This is a genomic window from Methanosarcina mazei S-6, assembly GCF_000970205.1.
Taxonomy (GTDB): domain Archaea; phylum Halobacteriota; class Methanosarcinia; order Methanosarcinales; family Methanosarcinaceae; genus Methanosarcina; species Methanosarcina mazei.
The window spans coordinates 1,979,354-2,005,567 of sequence record NZ_CP009512.1; the positions used below are offsets into that span (position 1 = coordinate 1,979,354).

The 26,214-nt window shown below is 39.7% G+C and carries 16 protein-coding genes; 7 read left to right on the forward strand and 9 right to left on the reverse strand.

Annotated elements, in window-relative coordinates:
- Window positions 1-38: 38 nt before the first annotated feature.
- The 3 genes from MSMAS_RS08510 (at window position 39) to MSMAS_RS08520 (ending at window position 4,548) form a co-directional block, all read left to right on the forward strand.
- On the forward strand, window positions 39-1,364 hold the full coding sequence (locus MSMAS_RS08510; protein ID WP_048039014.1) for a hypothetical protein: 1,326 nt from the start codon (window positions 39-41) through the stop codon (window positions 1,362-1,364).
- A gap of 50 nt (window positions 1,365-1,414) precedes the next feature.
- A complete protein-coding gene (locus tag MSMAS_RS08515) occupies window positions 1,415-2,956 on the forward strand; it encodes a hypothetical protein (RefSeq protein ID WP_048039013.1) in 1,542 nt (513 codons plus the stop codon).
- A gap of 161 nt (window positions 2,957-3,117) precedes the next feature.
- Window positions 3,118-4,548, forward strand: a complete 1,431-nt coding sequence (locus tag MSMAS_RS08520) for an IS1634-like element ISMma20 family transposase (RefSeq protein WP_048036629.1) — start codon at window positions 3,118-3,120, stop codon at window positions 4,546-4,548.
- Window positions 4,549-5,201: 653 nt separating this feature from the next.
- Here MSMAS_RS08520 and MSMAS_RS08525 read toward each other — a convergent pair.
- From MSMAS_RS08525 to MSMAS_RS08540, 3 genes are all read right to left on the reverse strand, one after another.
- Window positions 5,202-5,432 (reverse strand): hypothetical protein, encoded by a 231-nt coding sequence (locus MSMAS_RS08525; protein ID WP_048037537.1) that lies wholly within the window; start codon window positions 5,430-5,432, stop codon window positions 5,202-5,204.
- Window positions 5,433-6,361: 929 nt separating this feature from the next.
- The gene (locus MSMAS_RS08535; RefSeq protein WP_048039242.1) at window positions 6,362-6,652 is read right to left on the reverse strand and encodes a hypothetical protein; all 291 of its coding nucleotides are present in this window, start codon (window positions 6,650-6,652) and stop codon (window positions 6,362-6,364) included.
- 848 nt (window positions 6,653-7,500) lie between these two features.
- The gene (locus MSMAS_RS08540; RefSeq protein WP_048043243.1) at window positions 7,501-8,682 is read right to left on the reverse strand and encodes a hypothetical protein; all 1,182 of its coding nucleotides are present in this window, start codon (window positions 8,680-8,682) and stop codon (window positions 7,501-7,503) included.
- Between the two features lie 282 nt (window positions 8,683-8,964).
- Between MSMAS_RS08540 and MSMAS_RS08545 the strand changes: the two genes are divergently transcribed.
- Together MSMAS_RS08545 and MSMAS_RS08550 are read left to right on the forward strand one after the other, a co-directional pair.
- Window positions 8,965-10,017: a serine/threonine-protein kinase RIO2 gene (locus MSMAS_RS08545; RefSeq protein WP_011034979.1), complete on the forward strand. Its 1,053-nt coding sequence runs from the start codon at window positions 8,965-8,967 to the stop codon at window positions 10,015-10,017.
- A gap of 754 nt (window positions 10,018-10,771) precedes the next feature.
- A complete protein-coding gene (locus MSMAS_RS08550; RefSeq protein WP_011034978.1) occupies window positions 10,772-12,766 on the forward strand; it encodes a DUF460 domain-containing protein in 1,995 nt (664 codons plus the stop codon).
- Between the two features lie 34 nt (window positions 12,767-12,800).
- Here the strand turns inward: MSMAS_RS08550 and MSMAS_RS08555 are convergent, their stop codons facing one another.
- From MSMAS_RS08555 to MSMAS_RS08580, 6 genes are all read right to left on the reverse strand, one after another.
- Window positions 12,801-13,199, reverse strand: a complete 399-nt coding sequence (locus MSMAS_RS08555) for a hypothetical protein (RefSeq protein ID WP_015413031.1) — start codon at window positions 13,197-13,199, stop codon at window positions 12,801-12,803.
- Between the two features lie 230 nt (window positions 13,200-13,429).
- Window positions 13,430-14,680 carry an MBL fold metallo-hydrolase gene (locus tag MSMAS_RS08560; protein WP_011034976.1) on the reverse strand — a complete coding sequence of 417 codons (1,251 nt, stop codon included), beginning with the start codon at window positions 14,678-14,680 and terminating at the stop codon, window positions 13,430-13,432.
- A gap of 554 nt (window positions 14,681-15,234) precedes the next feature.
- Window positions 15,235-15,681 (reverse strand): universal stress protein, encoded by a 447-nt coding sequence (locus MSMAS_RS08565; protein WP_011034975.1) that lies wholly within the window; start codon window positions 15,679-15,681, stop codon window positions 15,235-15,237.
- Window positions 15,682-16,398: 717 nt separating this feature from the next.
- Window positions 16,399-18,657, reverse strand: a complete 2,259-nt coding sequence (locus tag MSMAS_RS08570) for a DNA topoisomerase I (RefSeq protein ID WP_048046442.1) — start codon at window positions 18,655-18,657, stop codon at window positions 16,399-16,401.
- 280 nt (window positions 18,658-18,937) lie between these two features.
- Window positions 18,938-19,408: a TIGR00725 family protein gene (locus tag MSMAS_RS08575; RefSeq protein WP_011034973.1), complete on the reverse strand. Its 471-nt coding sequence runs from the start codon at window positions 19,406-19,408 to the stop codon at window positions 18,938-18,940.
- A 33-nt stretch (window positions 19,409-19,441) separates the two neighbouring features.
- On the reverse strand, window positions 19,442-19,963 hold the full coding sequence (locus tag MSMAS_RS08580; RefSeq protein ID WP_048046444.1) for a DUF367 family protein: 522 nt from the start codon (window positions 19,961-19,963) through the stop codon (window positions 19,442-19,444).
- 420 nt (window positions 19,964-20,383) lie between these two features.
- On the opposite strand from MSMAS_RS08580, the gene MSMAS_RS08585 reads away from it, so the two are divergent.
- Together MSMAS_RS08585 and MSMAS_RS08590 are read left to right on the forward strand one after the other, a co-directional pair.
- Window positions 20,384-24,931: a NosD domain-containing protein gene (locus tag MSMAS_RS08585; RefSeq protein ID WP_048045965.1), complete on the forward strand. Its 4,548-nt coding sequence runs from the start codon at window positions 20,384-20,386 to the stop codon at window positions 24,929-24,931.
- Window positions 24,932-25,636: 705 nt separating this feature from the next.
- Window positions 25,637-26,185 (forward strand): HdeD family acid-resistance protein, encoded by a 549-nt coding sequence (locus MSMAS_RS08590; protein WP_011034970.1) that lies wholly within the window; start codon window positions 25,637-25,639, stop codon window positions 26,183-26,185.
- Window positions 26,186-26,214 lie beyond the last annotated feature (29 nt).

The following is a 26,214-nucleotide window of genomic DNA, read 5'->3' on the forward strand; positions in this document are numbered from 1 at the left end:
TTATGCTTTAACTGTTTTTAAGAATTAGGTGTTGTGTCTTGGACTCGGAAAACAATAACTCACTACGAGACAAGGACACTGCATTAAACGAGAAACTCTATGAGTTAAGAGATAATGGAATTTATTTAAACTCTTTACGACAATATGATGAAGCTATCGAGTGCTTCGATCAAGCTCTTAAAATCAAATCTGAAGATAGTTATACTTTAATATTAAAGGGTATTTCTTTAAGTTTTTTGAATCGACATGATGAAGCAATTAAATGTTTCGATCAAGCTCTTAATATAAAATCTAATGATAATTATTCTTTAATATGTAAGGGTATTTCTTTAAGTTTTTTAGGACGATATGATGAAGCTATTAAATGTAACAGTCAAGCTTTTAATATCGAGATTCAATCTGACAACAGTGATGAGAATTTAAATTCAAATGAAGAAACAAGTTGTCATCAATATATTTCATTCAATCAAGATAATTCTACTAAGAGTTCTGAATTTTTTTTTAAACCTGTAGATATTACCTCGGTTACACTTTCCGAAAACAAAAGAACTGTCGTAAAAGTTGCTGCAATACAACTTGATTTTAAATTATCTACAAAAAGTTTCCCATTTCAAATCATTAATAAAACAGAGTTAAAAGCTAAAGTTCTTAAAGCTTTGGAACAAGCGAGTAAAAGAAATGTTGACATTGTATGCCTCCCGGAGTTATGTGTATGCGAAGAATGGCTTCCACTGATCCAAGCGGTATCTAAGGATATGGTAGTGATTGCCGGAAGTTATTATGATGCTAAAAGACACAATGTTTGTAGGCTCGTGATAGATTCAAAAGTAATTGATTATTCACAGATGAAAATAAATCCTTCATCTCTCGAAAAAGGAACTTCATATAAAAGCCTGATGACCTCTGGAGATAAATTATACATTTTTAAGACAAAGGTTGGAATATTGTCCATACTTATTTGTAGGGATTTTCTTAACTATTGTCACTTCCTTCGCGATTTTGTAGATATTATCTTTGTTCCTTCCTACAATAGAGAAATAAACTTTTTTCAAGAAACTGCACATGTTAACGTCAAGGCCAGTCGCACATATGTTGTTATATCAAATACATCTGTCTATGGGGGTACTTCATTGTTTGGGATAGTTCATAAGGAAAGTCATAATGAGTTCATAGATAAAGGGTTTAAAAGGGAAGGAGACGACACTTATAAAGTGTGTGAACTAGAAGCTGGAGTGGAGGGTATTATTACCGCAGATTTGAATCTAGTTTTCAAGGCTATCCAAGTACCGAGTTTAGCTAACTCCTTTAGAGACCCGCTGCCTGTTTCGAATATAGATAAGGAAGTGATAAATTTTTTAATTTAAAGCAAAAACCACTAAAATAAATAAAATTACAATGTCGGATAGTGATAAACATGAAAACAGATAAAACTCAATATAGAAGCAATGACAAATCAGCTTTTAATTCAACTCTTGATCAAATTTTATCTTTACTCCAAACACAACAGGAAATTCTTCAAGAAACGTCAAATATTAGTAAAGAAATCTTGGATTCTAATAAGGAAATCATACAATCAGAGAATGATTTGAAAGAAGAAACATTAAAGATAATGAAAGTAAATTTTCTGTCGTTATTAAACCAAACCCAAGAGAATATTCGTCAAATTACAATATCAGATATTAACAAATATAGATCTGAAAATGATATAGAAAGATCAAAAATTAATGAAAAAATTTTTGAACTTAATACAGAGATCTTACGAGCAGAAAATACTTTCAAAGAAGAAATATCAAACATAATGAAAGTAGGTCTTAATGAATTATCGAATGAATTATCAAAAAATTTGATCTCTAATCTTTCAATTGGAATGACATATAGTGAGTCCATTTTTGGGAGTAGGTTAAGCCATTTCTTTTACGAGAAAAAAGCGATAGCTAAGAAAATGATTGATATTCTACATCAGGAACTGACAGCTAATAAACAAAAGAAAATTTGTCTTTTAATCGACTCTGGCACTACTACTTATCATCTATTTAGCGAAATATGTGATAAAATCAAGAAACCTAGTGACACTGATGATGAAATTAATCCTTGGAAAGATCGAGTTTTTATAATTACTAATAATTTGCCAGGAATTCAGCATTTTATAAACCATTGCAGAAAAGGATCTGGTGAATATTCTGATTTGTCTATTAAATGCTTTCTTCTTCCTGGGAAACCTCTTCCAGTATATGCGGCTGTGACGGGTCCTGAAGCAATTGCTTTTATGAATAAAGCTCGTGTCAAACAGCTTATAAAACGAGAACTGAAAACAGAAAATGATACTGAGTACCAAATAATAAGTCTCATGTCTGCGAATTATATTGTTAGGCATCCAAAAGAAATTGACAGTAAGATAATTTTTTGCCCTACCGCTAGAGGAGGAGGAAAAGGTGGACATTTTGAGATAAAAGAAGAATTTGCCAAGTTAAGTGATAAAATATACTTGATTTCTCCATTAACAAAACTATCGTTTGCCACATGTGAGTGTCTCAATAAAATAAATGAACTTACGATTGATGAAGAAAAAATCCCTGAGGATTTAAACGAATATCATGACAAAGTTAAGTATCGTGAAATTAAATTAACAACTCCTGAATTAATAGAAAAATGCAATTTCGTCTTAACTGACAGAAAAAACACTGATACTTTTGGGGATTTTGCACATGATATTCTCTTAACATTAAAGAACTCTTATGGAGAAAATAAAATACATATTGCAGATTATGATTTAGGAGCTTGGATCCCTAATGGGACGAAGAACCCTGAGTATTATAAAATTGCAATGGAAATGGAAATACCTCATGAGAACCTGAGAAATGCATACTATCGAAATAAAAAAATTAATGATCATTTTATATGGGCTCATAACTGGATGATAATTGACGAAAAGTGCAGACAAGGAGATCACATGTAGTAACACTGTTACAAACAAAGACTTTTTTAAATTTTAAGTTCGATTTTGTTTTCAGGAATCTTAACTTACATAGTGTTGTGTCTTGAAATTTTTTTGCAATACAACCTGACTTTGACAGTAATATAAAAATAAGTGCTCTTTGTTTTGTGTTGTTTGGTAAAATGAACATCACAAAACATAGAGCCTTCCCTACAATTCCTAACAAGAATATATGTGTTCCTATCGGACCGATTCTTGCCGTCCAACTCTTTTATGAAAAGCTTAATTTCTGTGACATTTTTAGCAAGCATAAAAGCAAAGGTCTTGACCTCAATAGTTTAATAATCGGTTTGTTAAGCTATAAATTAACTGAGAATTTCAGTATCAAAGAAGCTGGCAAATGGTTAAATCAGAAAGAGATTCTCGATATCTTAAATCTTGAACAGTTTCATGAAAGAGTTCTTTACAGAACTCTTGAACTTTTAGGACGTAACAGAGAGGAAATTCTCTCTGATATTCTGGATTCTCTGTTTTCTGTATACGATTTTGAAGAGACAGATATAAACCTGGATTGGACGAGTATAGTTCTTTTCGGAACTAAATCCAAACTTGGTAAATACGGGTATAGCAGAGATTACAGACCTGATAAGCTACAGATAACCGTTGGAATTAGTGAATTAGCTAATCCCATTAACATTCCTATTGGAGTTACAGTGAATAGAGGAAACGTTCTTGATCTGGAGCATTTCTCTGACACATATAACCAGGTAAAAAGTAAACTTAAAAAAGGTTCTCTTATTATTTTTGATAAAGGAGCTAATACCACTGATAATCTCAAGAGTATACAGGATGCTGAGATGGAATATCTCACTGCCATGAAACTGAATACAAGTGACGATAAAATAATAGAGAACTTTTATCTGGAAAAAGCAGAACTAATAGATTCCGAAAAAGGTATATATGGGATAAAAATCGTCAAGCCTAGCAGCATCAAATACTTATATTTCTCTGAATCTTTACAGAAAAGACAGTTAGAGGCAAAAGCAAGAGCTGTTATGAGGAAGTTAAAGGAAGCAAAAGAGATTCAGAAAGCTGTAGTAAACAAGAAAAAGCTTCCTAAGAAATTCAGAATAAATAATGAATTGATTGAGATTGATTACTCTTTTAAAACTAAGCTCGAAGAGCTTAGTGACGACGAAGCTATTGAACTCCTTAAAGCTTCACTGATTAACGGAAGAGAAGGATTTTTTTGTCTGAAATCAAACAGGAATTTGACACTTCAAGATGCGTTAGTAACATACAGAAAAAAGGATTCTATTGAGAAAATATTCCATTCATTGAAAAACGAAATTCAGATTAAGCCGTTAAGAGTGTGGTCGGAGGATAGCATTTATGGAGCTATTATCCTTGGATTTATCGCTCAATTATTCATATCGCTGATGCGATATGAATTTGAAGAGCTAAAACACACCTCTACAAAATTCATTAAAAAAAGCTTGAAGAATTTGACACTTACAATCAAGTTCAGGATAAATGGCGTCAAAAACTATATTTTTGCGAATTTTGACAGGATCAATAGCTTAATAGTAGCAAAAAGGAATGGAATTACATAGAATATGTAAGAAATTTTTATAAAATTGAACGAATTGTCAAGTCAAATTGGGACAAAAAAGAAGGGAAAATAAAGTATCAATTAGTGGTAACTGTCAAACTTAGGATACAAAGTGAATATAATTAAACTGAACTTTAATATTTAGGCTAAAGAAAAATAAAATTATATATGAGCTCATCCCAAAACCAATTTTATTCTCAAACAGTCAGATTTTCAGGATCATTATCTAGGATCAAAAACTTTATTGGACATTCATAATGCCAAATTCAGAGAAATAATTTTAAGTTTTGGGATAGGTTCTATATTTAATAAAATATAAGGTAAAATGATCACTAATACTATTCATTTGGAAGAGAAATGATTAAATTGCTGAAATAAAGAAGAAATATGTTCTGTTTTTAACTTCTTTCTTTTACTTTAATCATTTCTCTTTTTAATGGGCTTTTTAACTACTCTTTTCAGTTCTTTTGAGCTTCTTTTTCTTGAATTAACATCTCCCCGGATCTTCTGCAGTTAGCAGAAATGTATGTTAACAGAAATGTATGTTAACAGAAATGTATTTCTGAATGACGGGTAATGGAATTACGCATTTCGAAATATTCCTGCGCTTTTCAGCCTGGTCTGGAATGATCTTTTCATCTGAGCCTTTCAGGTTCAGTAACGGATCGGATTGGAGCCGTACCTTGAACCCTTTCGTTCTCCCTCTTCTTCTTCTACTTTTATTGTGTGTGATCCAGTTGAACTATCCGGTCCTTCATCTTCTACTTTTATTTTATGCCAGCCAGACCAGGAGCGGCATTTTTCACACTTTAAGACTTGTTTTACAACATAAGCAGACCCTATTATCGCTAAGGCATAACCCGCTGTTTTCATTAATTTCTGCATGATTATTCACTCCAAGCTATTAATGTACTTCATAGTTTATGAAGATAAGCAAAGAGCCGAAAGACAGCATTATCTGAAATGGGAGACGTATAAGGCTGCAAAAACAGATTGATCAATATCAGTATGTGGGGATTTCAGGGTAAACATATAAAAAAGGCTATTATTTGTTGCTTATCTATGTTTGCCTGAGAGATGGCTCTGGCGGCAGATAATATCATCTTCCAGGCATTTTATAGGAAAGGATCGGAGATGTAACGGCATACTTATTCTTAAAAAAGGCAATTCCAGTTACGGTTCAACTAGGGAGCCTGTTTTTCCGGATTTGAACACAGTACAAGAGTGCACTCTGTGCCGGTATAGAAGCTAACGCAATTTTCCGTCATTTTAAGCATGTCAACACGCTGATAATACATCTTATCAGATAGTTTCTGTTTATCTGTCCACAGCGTGTTTAAAAGGAAAGAGTATACTGTGGCAGGGTCCTTATGTTTGGCAAAATATGCCTGTACTGCATTGAAATATTCTTTTGATTGTATTCTCTGCACTTTAAATCCCTATCTGTCATTATACTGTTTAAATAAATACCTTTGGGAAAGACGAAAACTATGTTAGGAAGTTGTTTTTAAACATTGATTTTCAATTGGTTTTTTCTATTTATTTACTTAATTTTTTTGGAATATATTGTCCTATTTATAAATACTTATAATATAATATCTTTTATAATATTATAATGGCTTTAAAACTGAAAGAATTTTCTTAAACTGAAAAAAGCAACTAAATTCTTAAACTCTGAGAGATAGGATAAATATACAGATAAATATAGAATAAATATAGAGCAAATGTAGAATAAGTATACAGAACAAGTATACAGAACAAGTATACAGAACAAATATGACTAATTAACTTTCTGATTAAGTCATTACCCTCGGTTACCAGCCTTTTTTATATTTCTTTGGAAGCTTCTGTTCCTTTTTACTGGATTTTTTTTCATGCATCGATCTCTTCTCATTTTTACCAGATTTATCATTCTTACCAGATTTTTCCAACTCCAAAATATTTGAATCCGGAGATTTTTCGGTTTTAGATACTTCAAAAGAAGACGGATTATTGTCTTCTTCATCCTTTTTCATAAAATTTTTCATATTACTAAATATTTTCTTGAAAGGACTGATCTTTTTTCCAGGATTTTTATGAGAATTATGAGAGCTATTATCAACCATATATCTGCACATCTTTTAGTATTTATTAGTTATTCGGTTTTTTATACCAAGTAAACAATCATAATTAATTATAAATGTATGTGCTAACAATAATGAAACGGGCATTTTGACAAAGATTTTGGACCTGGGGATTTAGACCGGGGATAGAGAGTTAGACCAGAGAATGTAGTTGAAATTATTAATAAATCTGCTAAGATCCACAAATTGCAATCCATCAGTTCTGTGAGACTATTCCGGGATTTCGAATTGATTCAGGGGAATTAAGTCCTGAGGATGGCTATAAACTCAGGGCCCCAACCAAAACCTGTGATGAGCCTCTAAAAGGGTTTTGGATTATTTCATCTAATCTTCTGAGAATATTCCGTAATTAATACTTTATCGATCTTTTAATTAATTATTAAAAGTCAGTTAAAGATTATATTCTATACATATACCTTCAAAAAGCTTTACTGTTCTATTAAATGCTGACACTTTCTTTTTTTCTTTAAGTATGCTTTTATTATTCAATGATAATAAAGAGGTTGACTGCGTCCGGTGCCCTTGAGAGGCTCTCAGATCAGATGCCCGGTTCTGTGAGACCTTAACTGCAGTTACAATGGAAAAACGCCTGAAATAATCTCGCCACAAAAAGGAAACCCACTGTCATAAAAACTATAACCATCCACTCGATATCTCAGGTGTTTTCAATTGTAACAGGTAAAGGAAGCAGTCTGAACAGAAAACCTACAAAAAGACCTGTACCCCAGAAAAATGAGGCTCCATGCATCATGCCGGTGCCTCAAAAGAAAAAACCACATCGGCCTGATTTGACCATATAATGCGTCATTCAGGCTGGATATCTGGCAGATTTATTCTATTTTAACTTCCCATCCTCTGGATGTCAAATTCTTTGCGTGTTCAATACCTGCACTTGATGGGACGGCGTTTCCGCTTAAATCCAGAGACCCATTACGGGTATGGTACGAATCCAGTTTCTGGAGTATCCCGTCTACTGCTGTTTGATCGAGTAAATTCTGACTGGCATCTAAATAAAGTAAACCGGGGTCATCGGATACATCCAGACTTATAATTTTATTATTACAAACATTAACAGTGCCTTTTCTACCGGCAGGGAAACACCCGGAAAAATTGACTATCGTATAGTTATTGCTGGACAGCAAAACTTTTTTCAAATCCTTTGAAGTCAGGTGCAGGCTGCCGCTTTGATTGCCGTTCCAGATAAAATAGTCTTTAAGTAGTGGAAACTGGCTGACAGGAAACGTGCCTGTCATCTGAGGGTTGTCTCTGACACATATATGCCATACATGTGCCCCCGTGGTACCCCAGTTTATTTCATATGTTGAACTTCCCTGAGATGCCCCACGAAGATCAGCCAGTGAAGGGGCTTCTGATAGATCAAGATAAGAAATTTTACAATTTTCTAAGCAGAGCCTGGTAAGAGATGGAACATTCCGGAGTCTTATATCAGTCAATGATGTGCAGTAAAAACATTCAACCGTATGCAGTTCCGTAAAGTTGCTGAAATCCAGCTCGCTTATCGGATTAAAACTTGATGCCCATACCCTGAGGGACGGTGCAACGTTTTCTAATCCACTTACAGCTATCACATTTTGTTGTTTCAGTTTTTCTATCGTACCAGGGCCCGGAGTTACTCCTCCATCTGAGCCATCGTATCCGATGTTGATCTGGGTCACTGCACTCCATGGTGTTACTATGAGAGTATTTACTCTTGTCTTTTCTGAGCCAAAATTGACGGTTGGAGACGTGGAGCCGGATGTTGAACCGTCACCAAATACCCATTGAATTTCCGGGCTGCCCTTAACTTTTATAATTGGCGAAAATGATGAACCTGCAGTAACAAATGTAATATTTGCTTCAGGTGATGGAGGCATCACCTCTGCATCCGGAATGAAGCTTGAACTGATCTCGTCATGGTCTGAACCTGTGCATCCCAGGGTAGAAGCAACTAGAATAATGATGGCTAGCAGTCCTGCAAATTTAATCCCGGGAATTCTATTAATGAACCGCATAATAGATCTCCTGGTATTATTTTTCTTTTAGATACTTTAAAATCATTTTAGATTCTTTTTCTGAAATTTACAACTATTTTTGTAAAGTAAGTCTGGAAACAATTTTTACATTCACTAAATATTTATGCCATCCGATGTAAAAAAGTTTTCTTCTTAAACTTGTTTAATTTGTAGGAGTAAAATAGAGTAAAATAGTATTTATCTATAGCAGGACTTTCAAAATCGGAAAACGAAGTTCAGGTATCATTTAAATATCGAGGGTGATATGTATAACAGGATAGGATGATCGATGAAGTGCTAAAGGTTTTCGGTAAGCTCGATGCGAAGGATTTCAGGATACTTACTGGCATCGAGATAGGGATGAAGCATTTTGAGTGGGTGCCGATAGAGGAGCTCAATAAGTATACAAAACTGCCTTTTGACAAGCTTGAGTACAGGCTGAAGAAACTTGTGCGGGAAAAGCTTGTTGTTAGAACCACCCAGCCTTATGAAGGTTTTCAGATTTATTTTGAAGGATATGATGCCCTTGCTCTCAATGCTTTTGTGAAGCGAAAAAGCATCAGTGCCATAGGGAATGAAATAGGAGTAGGTAAAGAGTCCGTTATTTATGAAGCGATCCGGCAGCCTGAACTTGCAATTGGAGGACCTCTCCCGGTTATAATCAAATTCCACAGGGAAGGCAGGACCAGTTTCAAGCAAATAAAAAGAGTGCGTGAGCACCTTGGAGAAAGGGAACATTTCTCCTGGATTTATGCTGCCAGGCTTGCGGCCCAGAGAGAATATGAGATCATGAGCAAACTTTATCCTCAGGTTTCTGTCCCAAAACCCCTGGACCAGAACAGGCACGCCATTGTAATGGAGCTTGCAAAGGGTAGCCTGCTCTCAAAAACAAAACTTGTTGACCCTGAATGGTACCTTGATGAGATCCTGAAGCAGGTAAAGATAACCTATTCTCGTGGAGTCATCCACGCTGACTTAAGTGAGTATAATATCTTTGTATCCGAAGAAGGCGTTCAGCTTATTGACTGGCCCCAGTACGTAATCCTGGAACACCCTCATGCCGACGAAATTCTCGAAAGGGATGTTTCGAATATCCTGACTCATTTCTCAAGAAAATATAACATTAAAAGGGAGCTTGAAAAAGTTCTGGAAGAGGTCAAGAGCGGGGAAGAGAAAAGTTCTGTAAATTTAGATAATGACTTGGAAAGGGTTAAAGAAGAGGAAAATTATCTGGAAAGGGTTAAAGAAGAGGAAAATGATCTGCAAAGAGTTAAAAAAGATAATGTTAAGAAAGAAAACCCCGAAACAGAAGACTTTGAAGACGGAAATTTTTGAGTATGAGACCTTTGTTAGTGGGATGAAAACCTTAAATCCCTTAAATTGAGATAAAATCCTTAAATTTTTTATAGTGAGATGAAAACCTTAAATCTTTTATAGTGGAGTGAGATCCATTGTTAGCGGATTTTGAAATATAAGGCACCGAATTAGAGGATTTAATGATGTTCCTTCTAAAAGAGGTCTCAAAGATATCTGAATAAAGATAACTTTCCTTAATGTGTTGAATAAAACAACTGTCAATATGTATAGTTTTTCTGTTCTGATATGCTCTTTTTATCTATTCCTCTTTTTATCTATTCCTCTTTTTATCTATCCCATATCTTTTTTCTCTTTTTTGTAAACCTTTAATCTATAGTCTAATTTCTTTTATTTTATAGTTAATTAGATTTTAATTATAGTCTTCACGTTTTTTATTTATAGTCTTCTTGTTCTCATTTATAGTCTTCTTGTTCTCATTTATAGTTTTTCTGATTTCATATATATTTTAATTGTTTTTATTTATAGCACGCATATTTTTATTTATTACATTTTTGTTTTTATTTGTTTCTGATTGAGAGCCTGAACACAAATAAGAAAGTAAATCGTGGGAAAATCTAATTTAAGGGAGAGCCATTTAGGGAAAGTACAGAAGTGAATTTAATTAACAAATTAAAATTAGCTGAACAAAAAGCTGACTTTATAGAGTATGTCAATTTTATAAAATAATGGTAGAAATCAGTTAAATATATATTCAACAAGAGATAAAATATAGGTGTTCATGCAAAAAAGGATTATCTATGGAATCGATATTGCCCGGGGATCTCCCAGGGCGAGGGAACTTCCCAGGTATGCCCTTGCAATTCTCAGGGACGGGGAGATCTCTCATTTTAGTATGCTCCGCCGCCAGAAGATCTTTAATATGATCCAGAGGGACAGGCCGGAGATTATAGCTGTTGACAATATTTTTGAGCTTGCGGCTGACAGAAATGAACTCCTTTCTCTTATGGAACGACTGCCTGACGGAGTCAAGCTAGTCCAGGTAACCGGTGGGCTGCACCCTGAACCTCTTGTCAGGATTGCACGCAAGCATGGGATCTCTCTTGACCCGGAAAATCCAAATGATGAAGCCGAAGCCTGTGCAAGGCTTGCAGACCTCGGAGTCGGGCACGAGGTTTCTCTTTTTGAAGACATTACTAAAATCAAGGTAAGCAGAGCTCGTTCTCTTGGACGCGGAGGATGGAGCCAGAACAGGTATAGAAGAAAAGTACACGGAGCTGTACTTCAAAGGAGCAGAGAGATTGAAAACATCCTCAAAGACCTTTCACGTGAAAAAGGCATCAGGTTCGAAGCTGTAAATGTGAAGGGGTTTGGGGGCTATGTCAGATCTGAATTTACTGTCTATGCAAAACGTGGAGAGGTACCAGTACATTCTATGGCAAGCAATGATGCCCAGGTAAGTGTGAGAAGTGTTGAACGCGACAAAATCCGTTATGTCCCGCTGAAACCCAGGAGTCAGAAGCGAAAATTCACAATAGTAGGGCTTGATCCGGGAACCACTGTAGGCATAGCCATCCTTTCCCTTGATGGGGACCTCCTCTACCTGAAAAGTTTCAGGGGAATAGCTCCTGATGAGGTTGTCAAGATTATTGCCGAATACGGAAAACCTGCAGTGATCGCAAGCGATGTTACTCCAATGCCGGGTTCGGTAGAAAAGATCAGGAGGAGCTTTAATGCTGTCCCTGCAAGCCCTGGAATTGAGGTCTCTGCCGAAGAAAAAATTGCACTCGGGAAGACTTTCGGCTATTCCAATGACCACGAAAGGGATGCATTAACTGCGGCTCTTCTCACCTACAGAAGTTACAAAAATATATTTACCCGTATCGAAAAGAAAGCACCGGAAAATTCAGACCTTGAGCTGATAAAGCTTCATGTAATCCGGGGAGAGTCAATAGAGTCTGCGATTGAAAAAGTACGTGCTGCCTCACAAGCTCGTGAAAAGCCCGCCGGAGCAAGAGCAGCCCCTGAAAAACCGGAGGAAAAGGCGGTTGACGAGTCCTTCCAGAGAATGAGGGAAACTGTCCAGAGGCAGGGGGAACAGATTCAGAACCTGCAGGAATATGTTGAAGAACTGAAGCAGGCAATGGCAGCAAAAGATAGAAAGATTTCAAAGCTTGAGTCAAGGTTAAAAGGCTTCAAAAAGGAAGCTTATAGCGAAATCAGGAAATCAAAAGAGGTCCAGATCAGGGACAGCACGATAGAGAGCCTCAAAAAAGAGCTGAGCAACAAAAACAAAACCGTTAAAGAACTGAGGCGGAGAAGCAATAAACTGCGCAAAATCCAGAAAATGGAAATACGCGGTGAAGGCACCCCGGTAAAGGTTATCGCGGCTTTTACGAAAGAGTCCATTGCCGAAACTAAAGAGAAATACGGGCTCAAGGCAGGGGACGTTGTCTTTCTGGAAAAACCGAGCGGAGGCGGGGCTGCAACTGCCCAGATCCTCGTGGAAGCCAGAGTCAGGGCTGTAATTATACCTGAGGATATCTCTCATGCAGCGGAGGAGACTTTCTTTAAAGGCGACGTGCCTGTTTTAAGAGATATCCAGCTTGAGAGAGCTGATGACTTTGCAATGGCAGAACCAGAAGCTCTCAAAGCTGCAATTGCTACCTGGGAAAAAGAAGCCGAACTAAAGCGGCATAAAGCCAAAGAGGATAAACTCGAGAGCCTTTTTGAAGAATACAGGAGCGAAAGGAGAAGGGGCCTAATCTAAGGCTCCTTTAAAAACCTTTCCGGCAAAAAAGGGATTACTTCCATTCCCAATCCTTTATAGTATAACTCGAATCCTCGCTTACCTCGCCTTCGAAAACACAGACCACGCTATTGAGGCGCGCCAGCTTAGGTGCCTGTGTATTAAAGATTGTTGCCCCACGAACACTGCTGCGTGGCGGGAGCCCTTTTGAAATGGATATCCCTGACATTGTAAGAGTGGCTGCATCACCATCTTTTGTTATCAGAATTCCGCGCCCTTCTGAGTATTGCATGCCATTAGGCCTGTTCTTACCCACAACAGTTAACGTGAGAGTGCACTCAATTCCAAAAACATTTCCCTTCTCTTCAAGGGTCATCTCTACAGTGCCATTGTCGTCAAGCACTCTCATGCCTGTCGTTTTTCCCATAGCTTCGTATATCAGGTCCCCTAACATTTTAATTCCCCTTTAATAACGTATGTGCATCCCGTTATATATACTGAAGCGCTGGTTATCTGCTATTATTTATTTGTTGGTCATCTGTTATTACTTATTACTGGTTATCTCTTATTACTTATTACTCGCTATCTGTTATTACTCATTTTATTCATATCTCTATAACATTGCTTATTTTATCCTTTCTTTATCTTAATAAAGAAAACATTTTAAAAATTCTTTTGCCCATATTAAAAGATGAAAGATCCCCCATTTGCAGGTGCATATGCTTCCACTCCGATTTCTTCTGAAATCCACTCTGCAAAAGCTTCCGTTTTCTCCCCGTGCATAACGAAAACTCTTTCAGTGCCCTTATCGCAGAAGTCCTTTACAAGTTGCTTCAGCTCCCTGTCCCCGCAGTGGGCGGAAAAATCATACTGTTCGATTGCGGGTTTGAGGGAAAGGATATCTCCCCTGGTTTCTATCATCCTGTGTTCCAGAGCAAGCCTCCCGTTTGTCCCTTCAACCTGGTAGCCGGTCAGAAGGATTTTTGACCCAGGGTCATTGTAAAGCCTGCTCAGATAATAGAGTACGGGACCTCCGTTCAGCATCCCTGCGGTTGTGACAATTACTGCCGGTTCCCCAAGTACAGATTCCCTTAAGTGATTTTTCACCTGCGTGGCGCGTTCGAATGCCCTGTCAAGGAGGTCGGGGTTTCTGAGGTATTCGGGGTATTTTTTGAGGATTTTGTACACATCCCTGCCCATCCCGTCAACATAAGCCCGAATCCCGTACGCGTCAAGCAACATAAGGATCTCCTGCGTCCTGCCTATGGCAAAAGCAGGAATAAGGGCAGTTCCTCCGATGTCAAGTGTCTCATGGATTGATTCTATGAACCTCTCTTCAGTCTCTTTACGCGGGACGTGGTCTTCCCCGAAGTAAGTGCTTTCAAGCACAAGGGTATCGGCTTCAGGAAACTCTTCTGCACCCGGGACAAGCCTTGTCTCCTGCAGGCTCAGGTCTCCTGTATAAAACAGACTTTCTCCTGATTCGGATTCTATGTGAATTCCGGATGCTCCCGGTATATGGCCTGCGTTGTAAAAGCAAACGTTATAGCCGTGGGTTTTGAAAGTTTCTCCGTAATCCTTTCTTTGTGTCCTGTGGTTAAGCTTCTGAAGGTCATCAGAATCAAAAGGAGATACACCTGAAAGAGTGGTCTCTGCAAGCTTGAGAGTATCTCTTCCGAGCAGGGCTGTGAAATCTGCTGTCGGAGGTGTCATAAAGACCTCGGGGTTCAGGTACATGAGGTTAGGGACAGCCCCGCAGTGGTCCAGATGCCCGTGTGATACCAGCACGGCTTTTGGTTCCATGCCGTTTTTTGGATATTCGGGAATCTCTCCGGCTTTTATACCGTAATCGAGCAGAATTTCTCCATTAACAAGCAGGCCCGAGCGCCCTACTTCCCTGCATCCGCCTTTAAAACTGAGTTCCAGAAAAAACACCCCTTGAGATCAATTATTAAGCTATTTTTATCAAATGATTCCTTAATTAATCCTTTTTATATCATATCCACTGTCTGTACACCACTGTCTGTACAATGGCTATCTTTTTTTGATCATCTTTATTCAATTATTTTTTCAGTTGTCTTTTTAACTTATCTTTTTAGATCCGGGTAAGAAAACCGAATTATTATCCAAAGATTTCCCGAAAAAGCTTTTTCAAAAGCCTTTAATATAAATCTGGTTTGCAGTCCTTAAAAGTTATGATATGTACTGACGGACTGAAGATATGGTTATGAGATCAGTAAAAATATATTAAGGTAAAATGCGCATTATGCAAACTTATTCACAAAAGTTAAAAATTATTATTTCATCATTGATAATATTTAGAAACAGATGCTTTTCTGAAATAATTAAATATAACCATATATTATGGAAGAAATTTTCTAAAAAACAGAGGATATAAATTCCGTTTAGAAAATTTCCCCCGGCCCTTTTTCTGATAGTGTGCCGACTTAATTGAATTTCTGATTTGAAGCTCAGCTCTTTTATTTCCCTTAATTCCCGTTTCGTACAATCATGACAGGGACTTTTGAATGCCTTACCACTTTTTCTGCAACACTTCCCATCAAAAATTTTTCAAGTCCGGTTTTTCCGAGTGTGCCCATTACTATAAGGTCGATATTGTTACGCTCTGCAAATTTGATAATTTCTTCACCTGGATGGCCGTCCAGAAGGACATCTTTTACCTCAACTCCCGAGTCTTCTATCGTCTTCTTAGCTTTTGATAATATTTTCTTTCCATCACTCATCATCATTTCATGGATCATGTCTTTGCCAGCAGTCCAGACGTCAGAAATTATAGAGGGAGAATCCACCACGTGAACTACATGGACAGTGGCTCCGCTAACTTTTGCAACCTCAATACCGCGGGAAATTGCCTTCATGGAATTTGCGGATCCGTCTGTTGCAATCACTATATTTCGGTATAAATTACTGGTCATGTATTATCTCCATTAATAATTTTATTTACCTCTATTAATAATTTCATTGATATAATTTTTATTTGTATTCACATGTCTTGAAAAATAATAATGTTATGCAAGTATAAAGAAACAAACACCGATTGTAGCCTATAATTTCTTACAATTTACTGAAAAATACAGGCTTAAATGTGCAAACTCTAAAAGCCTTTTAATAATACACCTATCCCTTTTTAAAGATGAGTGTGTGAGATAACGGGAAATCAATAATGCACCTGTAAATTTGAACATGTCATCCGAAGAATTTCATGTACGTTTTTTGCCTTTTTGAAAAAAGCCGCTCTCCTGCGTCGAGCGGGAAAAGAATCGTCTGGTATGGTTAATAAGGTTGTACAGGTCCAAAATTAAAATTTAAATTTCTAACTGGTCTTATTTTTACTCAAAATCTCGATTATATGCCAGATTTTATGGTGAAAACTTTAAATAAATTCTTCTTAAGAAAGTTTCAACGATATCATTTTCTCTTTTTTCTGTAAAATAAATAGAAAATAAGGATTATCAAAATAAAGAACGCTGCCATGAGTAATTCTCCTGGTACTGTTTGAGTAGAGGACATAACAGCAGAGCTTGAGCTTGAAATAGTGGACATACTATTCTAAAAGGTTTAAAGGGTCATGTATTTTTCCAACAACTCTCTTTTTGTTCTTGTCAAAAATACTAAAGTAATTGAGGACTATTTTACAAATCCTCAACTGCGCCGCCATTGCATGAGGTCTGCCAGTTTTTGATTTTCTTTACACTTGTCTTTATGGTTTTTGCAAGTTCCACAGGGTCTGCTTCTGCCAGGGCTTCAACACTTGTGATACCGGCTTCTTCCAGTTTTCCTGCGGTGGCTTTTCCCACGCCTTCGAGGTCTTTAATGGATTTGGGCCTTTCTTTTTTCGGCTGCTGTGCCTGCTCTTCCTTCTGGGTCTTCTGCCATTCTATGAAATTGCACTGGGGACATCCAAGGTCCCATGCTCTTTTTCCCTGGTTGATTATGCGGATATGGTGCAGGCCGTGAGCTTCGCAGAGCTTATCGGTCACTATGATCTGTCCGCTTTTCGGCAGGGGCAGGGAGAAAGTACAGTTAGGGTAATTGCTGCAGCCTATGAAACGGCTTCCCCTTTTTGACCTGCGGATCATGAGTTCGTTTCCGCATAAAGAGCAATCGCCTATGATTTTATCTTCCCGGAGACCTGCCTGTAAAGATTCTATGATATTATCCCTGTTTTTATCGAGTTCAGAAAAGACCTGCTTGAGCATCTCGCGGGACTCTTCAAGGACAGCTTCCTCTTTGATTTTACCCTCTGCTATTTTGTCCATATTTTCTTCAAGCAGCTTTGTCATATCCGGCTTTGTAATAGTAGGCGAATATTTCTCCAGAGTGTCCATTACGGAAAAAGAGGTATTAGTAGGCTGAACAGGGTTTCCGTGGATATAAGCCCTGGAATATAGCTTGCTTATAATCTCGTGGCGGGTTGCTTTTGTCCCGAGCCCGAGCTCTTCCATTATATTGATAAGCCTTCCCTGCCCGTAACGTCCCGGAGGCTGGGTTTCTTTATCCAGCATCTCTTTCTTTATCACCTTTAATAAGTCACCTTCCTTAAGTTCCGGGAGCAGCCTGTCTTCAGGAGCATTGTACGGATAATACCAGCGCCATCCGGGTTCAAGAAGCCTTGCCCCGTTTGCCCTGAACTCCTCTCCTTCGATATCAAGTTTAAGCCTCATGGTTTCCCATATGCTCGGTCCGGCAAAGGTTGCAAAAAAGCGCCTGACTACAAGCTCGTAAACTTTCCACTCATCTTCTTTGAGGTCGGATTCCTTTGCAAGGGAAGCAGGAAAGATAGGCGGGTGGTCTGTGGTTTCTTTTTTACCACGGGTAGGAACAAGTTCGGGCTTTTCAAGAAGTGTATTTGCATATTCTTTAAAAGGTCCTTCTTTGAATATCTCTATTTGAGCCTTCAGGTCAAGAGTATCGGGATAAACCGTGTTGTCTGTCCTGGGGTATGAAATATAACCGTTGGTATAAAGGGATTCGGCTATGCGCATGGCGTTTGCAGGGCTGAGACCGATTGAGTTTGCCGCGCTGATAAAGCCCGTAGTATTAAAAGGTGTGGGAGGCTGGTCTGTCTTTGTTCCCTTTTCGATTTCCTTTAATTCCGCTTTTTTGCCCAGTTTCCTGAATACCTTTGAAGCTTCCTCTTTATCCAGAAAACGGCGGGTAGAATGCTGGGCTGAAAAAGTCTCTCCTGCAGCGTCTTCGAGTTCTACGTGGATTTCCCAGTAAGGGGTTGGGACAAATATATTTCTCTCTTTCTCCCTGTCAACAATAAGAGAAAGGGTTGGGGACTGGACCCTTCCCACGGAAAGAAACATTTTTCCGAGCCTGCCTGCTGCAAGGGAAATGTATCTGGTAAGGGCAGCTCCCCAGACAAGGTCAATTACCTGCCTGGAATGTCCTGCATCTGCAAGGTTAAAATCAACATTTGTAGGATTTGAGAATGCGACTTCAATTGCTTTTGGAGTTATTGCACTGTAACGGACCCTGTCGAAAGGAATTTTCGGGTTAACCTTTTTTATGATATTCAGAGCTTCTACCCCTATGAGTTCTCCTTCGCGGTCGTAGTCAGTTGCAATAGTGACCCTATCCGCTTCTTTTCCAAGGCTCTTTAAAGCGGTCACTATCTTCCGGTTGATCGGGGTTGTTGTAATCTCGGCGTCTATAAGGTCTCTGGCATCGACTTTCTGCCAGTTGTTGTACTCCTTTGGGAAGTCTATCCCGACAATATGGCCGGAAAGCCCCACAACTGCAGTTTCCTGTCTGTTTTCGCCGGAACCGATCTCGTACCGGTATACGTCCACTCCGCTGACTCTTTCCTTTTTAGGACTTTTAGGAGCCAGAATCGCAGCTATCCTCCTTGCCGCTATATTTTTTTCCGTTACGATAAGATGCATTTAAAACTCCGGTTTAACTTTTCTTAAATATTATAAAGGAAAACTGGCGTACCCCAAAACTCCTGCCAGTCTGAGTCGAAGCCTTCCTCCTAATTCTTGAAGTTTCCTTTTTCAATATAAATTTTTGGATCAAATTCCGAAATTTCTGCTATCCGTAACTAGAATCAGGACCATATACTCCGTATTTATCCTTTATTTAACCTTTATCAGGGATTTTTTTCATATCTAATATACAAAGTCCCGGAACTTTTGATCTCATGATTTATCTGATTTGCGGCTCCTAACAGCCTTCAATAATCTCCAGAGCAAATTCTACTGCCTTTTGAGGGTCTTTTACCCTGTAAATGCCTTCTATTTCCCATTTGCAGTCAAGAACTATCACCGGCTTCCCCATTTTCAGCCCGAGGGCTATTTCCGAAAGGGTGCCGTATTCTCCGGAAATTGCAATTAAAGCATCCGACGACTGGGCTATAAGAGAGTTTCTGGCATGCCCCATTCCGGTGGTAATGGCTATATCTATCCAGGGGTTAGCGTCTTCCCTGCATGTTCCTGGCAAAATTCCTATGGTCGTTCCCCCTTCCTGTTTTGCTCCACAGGCTGCTGCTTCCATTACACCTCCAAGGCCTCCGCAGAGAAGTACAGCTCCTTTTTTTGCAATCTCTTTTCCCACGGCTTCAGCAAGGGATCTGGTCTCCTTGTTGCAGTTTCCGGCTCCGATGACGCCTATCTGTTTTCTTACTGGCGGTTTCACTGCACATCCCTCTCTATCTAGGCTGAGCTGCCCTCAAATGTAATGGCTCTGAATTTCCACAATTTCTGTACTGTTTTTTGCAGTTGAGTATTCCTCAAGAGGCTCTCTGTTCAATTCAAGGAAGCTGTGCCCCCAGTTAAACTTGGACATGACTTTTTCGGCCTGTTCTTTGTATCCCAGAATATACAGGGCTGCTGCAAAGGCTTCTGCGGAATTGAGTTTGAATGGCCTTCCGAAGTTTACAGGGTTGCCTGCAAGCATGTAAGGAAGGGCTCTGTGTTCCAGGTTAAGCTTTTCCAGTTCCGGAAAAACCCTTTCAACTTCTTCCCTGGAGCAGTCGAGCACGATAATTCCTTTTTTAGGGTCGTCAGCCGGTGAAAGAGCTTTTTCTGCCATGGGGTCCAGCAAAATCGCTGATCTGGGAAGTCTTGATATCCTGTCATAAAGGCGGGCAAGCTCAAAGCGTGCCATTTTTCTTCCCGTACACTTCTTTGGGTCACACTGCCCGGCATGGTAAATGTAGAGGGGAATATCCCGACTCTTTGTCTGATTCATTACTGATCCTCTGGAGTGGGGGATTTATATGTTTTGCGTCTTTGCCACTTTGAACTTTCATTTACGGTTCCCGGGACTATTTAATGCAGTTCATAATTTTTGCTCTCAATTATGTTCTGGATTTCCGGTTTTTCTCCTGACAGGCTCTTTTTACTCTCGGTGTAAAATTCGGAATTTATATATACATCTCAATGTTTACTTTTCTAAATTCTTGCATATATTAGGCTGTCTCTTTCAGTTCTGTTTCATCTGTTTCCGGGCAGCTTTCAGGCCAGTGTGCTCGGGTTCTGTCCCGGCATTCCGTATTATTGTTTTTGAGTGCCTGGATCTTTTAATTTTCTTAGACTGAGATGTACCTGTAAAAACGCCGGCGAATTGTGAAAACGCTCTCGCCGATTGCTTACTTGAGGGAGTTTTTCAATGAAATATGTGAACATTATATTCAGGATATTACTTTCTTCCATCCTTATTTCCGGTCTTGCAGCAGCAGGTTCCGGTATGGCTGATGAAAACGAATCGGTTGCACAGTTTACTTCCAGCCCGGACGCGGCTGAAGGAGGGGATTTTGCGGAAGGGTATTCTCTTGCTCCCGTAAATCCTGAGTTTCTGGAATATCAGGAGCAGATGAATAAAAAAGAAAAAACTGCCAGACTGCTATATTCCTCTCCGAATGAGCCGACTTCCGGAACAGAAGAGTATGTAACCGGGCTGCATCCAGCTCCTGTAAGCTTCTCGCACCTAAAAGCGGTTGAAGGTGCGGATGACCCTTACTCTTTTGAACCCTTTTACGACCTTCGGGCACTCGGAAAGGTCAGCCCTGTAAAAGACCAGATAGATTCGGGAAACTGCTGGACTTACGGGACATATGCCTCGCTTGAGTCCTATCTTCTCCCATCAGAAACCTGGGATTTTTCGGAAAATAATATGAAAAATCTGCTCTTACCTTATTATCCCGATAGCTTTGATTGTTTTGAAGGCGGCTTCACACTGATGTCTGCAGCTTATCTGGCGCGCTGGAGCGGACCTGTCGTTGAAACGGATGATCCATATGACTCTCATTCCAGGATTTCTCCAGAGGAGACGCCGATAGTAAAACACGTGCAGGAAATCCTCTTTATCCCGGACAGAGAGGGAGCCCTGGACAATGAAAACATTAAGTCGTCTCTTAAGGAATACGGGGCAGTCGCTTCTTCAATGTATGTGGATCTTGCCTGTTTTGATCCTGTTAACAACAGTTATTATTATGACGGCCAGGAATTCTCCAATCACCTTGTTGCTATTGTTGGCTGGGACGATTCTTTTGATAAAAATAAATTCAATCCGGCTGCTCCGGGAGACGGGGCCTTTATTGTAAAGAATTCCTGGGGTCCTGAATGGGGTGAAGAAGGTTATTTCTATATCTCATACTATGATTCGAAAATAAGCAGGGATAATGCAGTTTACACTGCAGAGGATCTTAACAGTTACGACTCCGTATACCAGTATGACCCTCTTGGATGGGTCAACAGCTTCGGCTATGCTCAGAATACATCCGCCTGGGCTGCCAATCTTTTCACAGCCGAAGAAAACGAGACTCTCAATGCTGTCAGTTTCTATACCACGGACTCGGGAGCCGGGTATGATGTCTATATTTATACTGATCCGGTCTCCGGTCCTTTAAATCCTGAGGGTTTAGAAGCGTCCGAAAATGGGACATTTACTTACGCAGGTTACCATACCGTCCGGCTGGACCAGGAAGTTCCACTCACAGAAGGGCAGAATTTTTCAGTGGTGCTCAGGCTCAATGCTCCTGATTACGGGTATCCGGTTGCCCTGGAGTGCCCCGTAGAAGAGTACAGCAGCAAAGCTTCTTCTCTTGCGGGAGAAAGTTACGTCAGCCCTGACGGGATAAACTGGGCTGACCTCTCTTCTATCTTTGAAAATTCAAACGCCTGCATAAAAGCGTTTACTGACAGGGACGCAGCTCCGGAAGCAGCTTTTGTACGGAATATTACTTCAGGGGCTGCCCCGCTTACGGTCAGTTTTTTTGACGCTAGCAGGAATCCCCCTGTGTCCTGGAACTGGGACTTTGGGGATGGTACAGGTTCTGCAGAAAAGAACCCTGTGCATACCTATCCTGAAGCAGGTCTTTACACAGTGACACTTTCAGTTGAAAACGAATTTGGAGACGACATCACATCCCGGGAAGATTGTGTTTCCGTGGGGGAGCAGACTGCAATCCTGTACGTTGACGATGAAGTATCCGATACTGCACCCGGCACTGATGCTCCACCTGACACTTTTCCTTCAATTCAGGAAGCAGTTGACAGGGCAGCTGCAGGTTCTACGATTATTGTCCGCGATGGCTGGTACAATGAAACCGTAAATATTGATAAAACCCTGACAATCCGCTCCGAGTGCGGACCTGAACGCACAGTAGTCCAGTCTGACAACCCTGAAGACTGTGTTTTTTATATCACTGCAGACTCCGTAAATGTCAGCGGATTCACCATAGTCGGGGCAGGCGATTACTCAAACGGGCTATTGTCCAATTATGGAATTCTTCTTTATAACGTAAAGGAAAACAATATCTGTAACAATATTCTCACAGATAATCTGCTCGGGATTTGCCTTTACGGTTCATCCAGCAATACGGTGAACGAAAACAATGCCAGTTCAAACGTCCATACAGGGATCTATCTCCATGATTCTCATAACAATACTTTTCTAAAAAACAGAGCCGTTTCAAACAGCTGCGGGATCTGTCTTGAAGATTCGGGAGAAAACAGGCTCCGCAGCAATGAGATGAGGGACAATGGATATAACTTGAAAATCACAGACTTTGGTTCCTTAAACGACATAGATACGAGTAATACTGTTGATCTCAAGCCCATTTATCACGTTGCTGGGAAAAGCGACTTCGAAATAAACGCTTCTTCCAGGGCAGGGGCTGTTTTCTGTATTAACTGCCAGAATGTGGCAATAAGGGATCTCAACCTGGAAAACAACTATTGGGGAGTTGTTCTCTGCAATACGGACACTTTTCTGCTTGAAAATAACACCCTTGCAAACAACAGTATAGGGATGTATCTCCTTGACTCCGGGGACGGAAAAATCATAAACAACAGAGCAGTTTTGAATGAAGAGTGCGGTTTCCTTTTTGAAAACGCATGTGAAAATAACATTGAGAACAACACTGCAGATTCAAACATGGTATACGGGCTCTACCTTGCCAGTTCCTGTGGAAATGCCCTTAAAAACAATACAATGTCGGACAACTGCTATAATTTTGGAGCCGAGGGGCTGCTTGAACCGAACAGTATAGAAACAAACAACCTTGTTAACGGCAAACCGATTTATTTCTATGTAAACGAGCCTGGAGAAATTGTGCTTGATTCAAATTCAAATGCAGGGACAGCTTATTTTATTTCCTGCCAGAACGTTACGGTCAGGGACCTTGCCCCTGAGAATAACGTATGCGGCATTTATCTCTATAATACAAGCGGGGCAAAGCTTGAAAATAACACCGTATCTGACAACCTTTTTGGCATCTCTCTTGTAGATTCCGATGGCTGCGTGCTCGAAAAAAACAGTGCTTCTGGCAATAATGCAGGCATTTATGTTTTAAGTTCAAATAATACCCGAATTGCGGGCAACACCCTTTCGGAAAACGGGCACGGCATCTGTATTGCAGATTCCAGGGGCAACAGCTTGACCAGTAACATCGCCTCGGAAAATTACAACGGATTTTATGCTGCCGCGTCCGAAAACAACACTTTTGTAGAAAACCTGGCAAATTACAACTTTGAAGGTATATATCTGGAGTCTTCGGATAACAACCAGTTAATTAATAATGCTGTTCTGGGAAACAGCTACGGCATCGACCTCACATTTTCGAAAAATAACAGTCTCGAAGCAAATAATGCGAACCTGAACTATTACGGGACCTCAATGTGGGCTTCTGACAACAATACAGCTTCTAACAGTGATTCCAGTTTGAATTTACTGGGAATTTTGCTCTTGGCATCTGAAAATAATAAGTTAATAAATAACACTGTTCTCACGAATCTGTACGGGGTCAACCTTATGGCCGAAAGCACAGGCATCGGGGATAAAACAGGCCCTTCTGAAAATATCCTCGCGTCGAATATTATTTCTTATAACCTTGGTACGGGAATCCTGTTCGATGAGAGCTATGGAAACCTTATTTACAACAATTCCTTTGACAACATATGGAATGTTGAAGATGAGAGCCTTAATACCTGGAACAGTTCCGAAATCGGGAACTACTGGAGTGATTATGAAGGTGAGGACGCTGACGGAGACGGAGTAGGCGATACACCCTATCTTATAAATTCTCACACCGGCAGCATGGATTATCTGCCAGTAACCCGTTCTTCCGATTTTCCGGAGTTTGTTGAAGATAGCATTTCAGGAAAGCGGGATGTTCAGGATTACAGGGGCATTTCGGAAGAGTTTGCGGGAAGTTTATGGACAGTTGAAGCCCTGAAAAATGGGGGTTCTAAAGACAGGAAAGCCAGTTTCAGCCTGAGCACTCCGGAATCTGGCATAACCGAACAGGGTTTTGAACCCTGGAAGCATTCTGCAATGGTAGCCTCAGGAAACGGGGGCCCAGGAAGGGGGCTTTCAGGTGCTGGCAGTGAGACAGATAGTAAACCGGAGAGTGGTTTCTTCAGGGATTATAAAATCTCCCGTACTATTGAGGTTTCCAGGGGCATGAGCCTCCTGGTAGGGGATGAAGAACCTGAAAACTCAGAGAATATAAATAAGGCAGTTATGGAATTCAGGGTTTCAAAAGCCTGGGCTGAAGAGAACAATATTGATATTTCCACGGTCGTCCTCAAAAAGTCCCATGATGAAGTCTGGACTCCTTTTGAAACAGTCGTGACCGGGGAAGACGAGGAATATTATTTCTTCGAGGCTGAAGCTCTTGATTTTCCAGGTACGCTGCTATGGGAACAGAAATGACCTGGGAGGACGTCAGAAAAAATATAGGTGCAGGACTTGAAAAAAGAGGTTTAAGATTAAGAAAGTCTTAAGCCCCGGAATTTTTATTTTTTAATTTATTTTGCTAATTTGTCAAACCTCTCCACTTTCTTTTTTCCGTGGATAAGGACACCAGGCGAGCTGACGGATTTTCTGATAAAAAAGTCTTTTTTAAGAAATAATAATAAGACACTTTATATATTATGTTTTGTATATAATAGGCAATATCACCACATCTTCAGGCAAATGTGGAGTTGGGAAATTAGTTCCGGTACCGAAATTTATCTTGAAATTAAGATTTAAATTTAGACCTGAAAAAAATCCTGACTCTAAATGCTACAGTGATAGACGAATAATTTATTTCAACCTGTGTCATGAAGGGGCTTTCAATTCTTGAAATGAAGCAACCAGCAGCACCTTTTGCAGAGAGGTTATTTGAAATTCATTAGCGGTAAGCTGTACAGGTAGGGTTTCATCAAAGACCTGCCCCTGAAAGAAGAGAATTCCTTCTTTGTGGAGGGAGGGGGTATTCTCTTTTTGACTCTGGCATTCTGAGTGTGCTTCAAATATCCGGAAACAGGAAGTTTGGTGCTCAAGATGATTGATGCTTCTTAGCCATGCCTATACCTGTATTCTGCTAGAGGAGAGTTCGATTGAAGCACCAAAAAATTGGGGAGATGGATTTGCATGGAACAACCAGTTGATGTTGATAGCGAGTTAGGGTATGAACCGCTTGATTCACCCTGGTGGGTGGTTCTCCTGGAAGGGATTTTTGCCATTATTGTTGGCTTATTTCTGTTATACAGTCCTGCAATAACAACTGTTATTCTCATACAGGTCCTGGGCATTTTCTGGCTTGCAGGAGGAATTCTTTCCGTTTTAGGGGCTTTTGTATTCTCTGGAAATCGTATGTGGAAACTGCTTTCAGGTATCCTGAGCATTATTGCAGGAATCGTTATACTGACTTACCCTATTTACAGTCCTTTCATAGTGCTCACACTCTTCGTTATTTTCATAGGAGTATGGGCTATAATCAGCGGTGCTGTAAAACTTGTATCAGGACTTAAAGGGGAAGGATTGGGAACAGGAATCCTTGGTATAGTCACCATAATCCTCGGGCTTCTCCTTCTAGCCAACGCTCTGGTAGGAGCCCTGGCTCTACCTTGGGTATTTGGTATTTTCCTAGTTATCGGAGGAATCGGGGGAGTCATAGGCGGACTCAAAATGCGCACCTGAAAAAGGAGTTTTTTGAGACAAAAATAGGA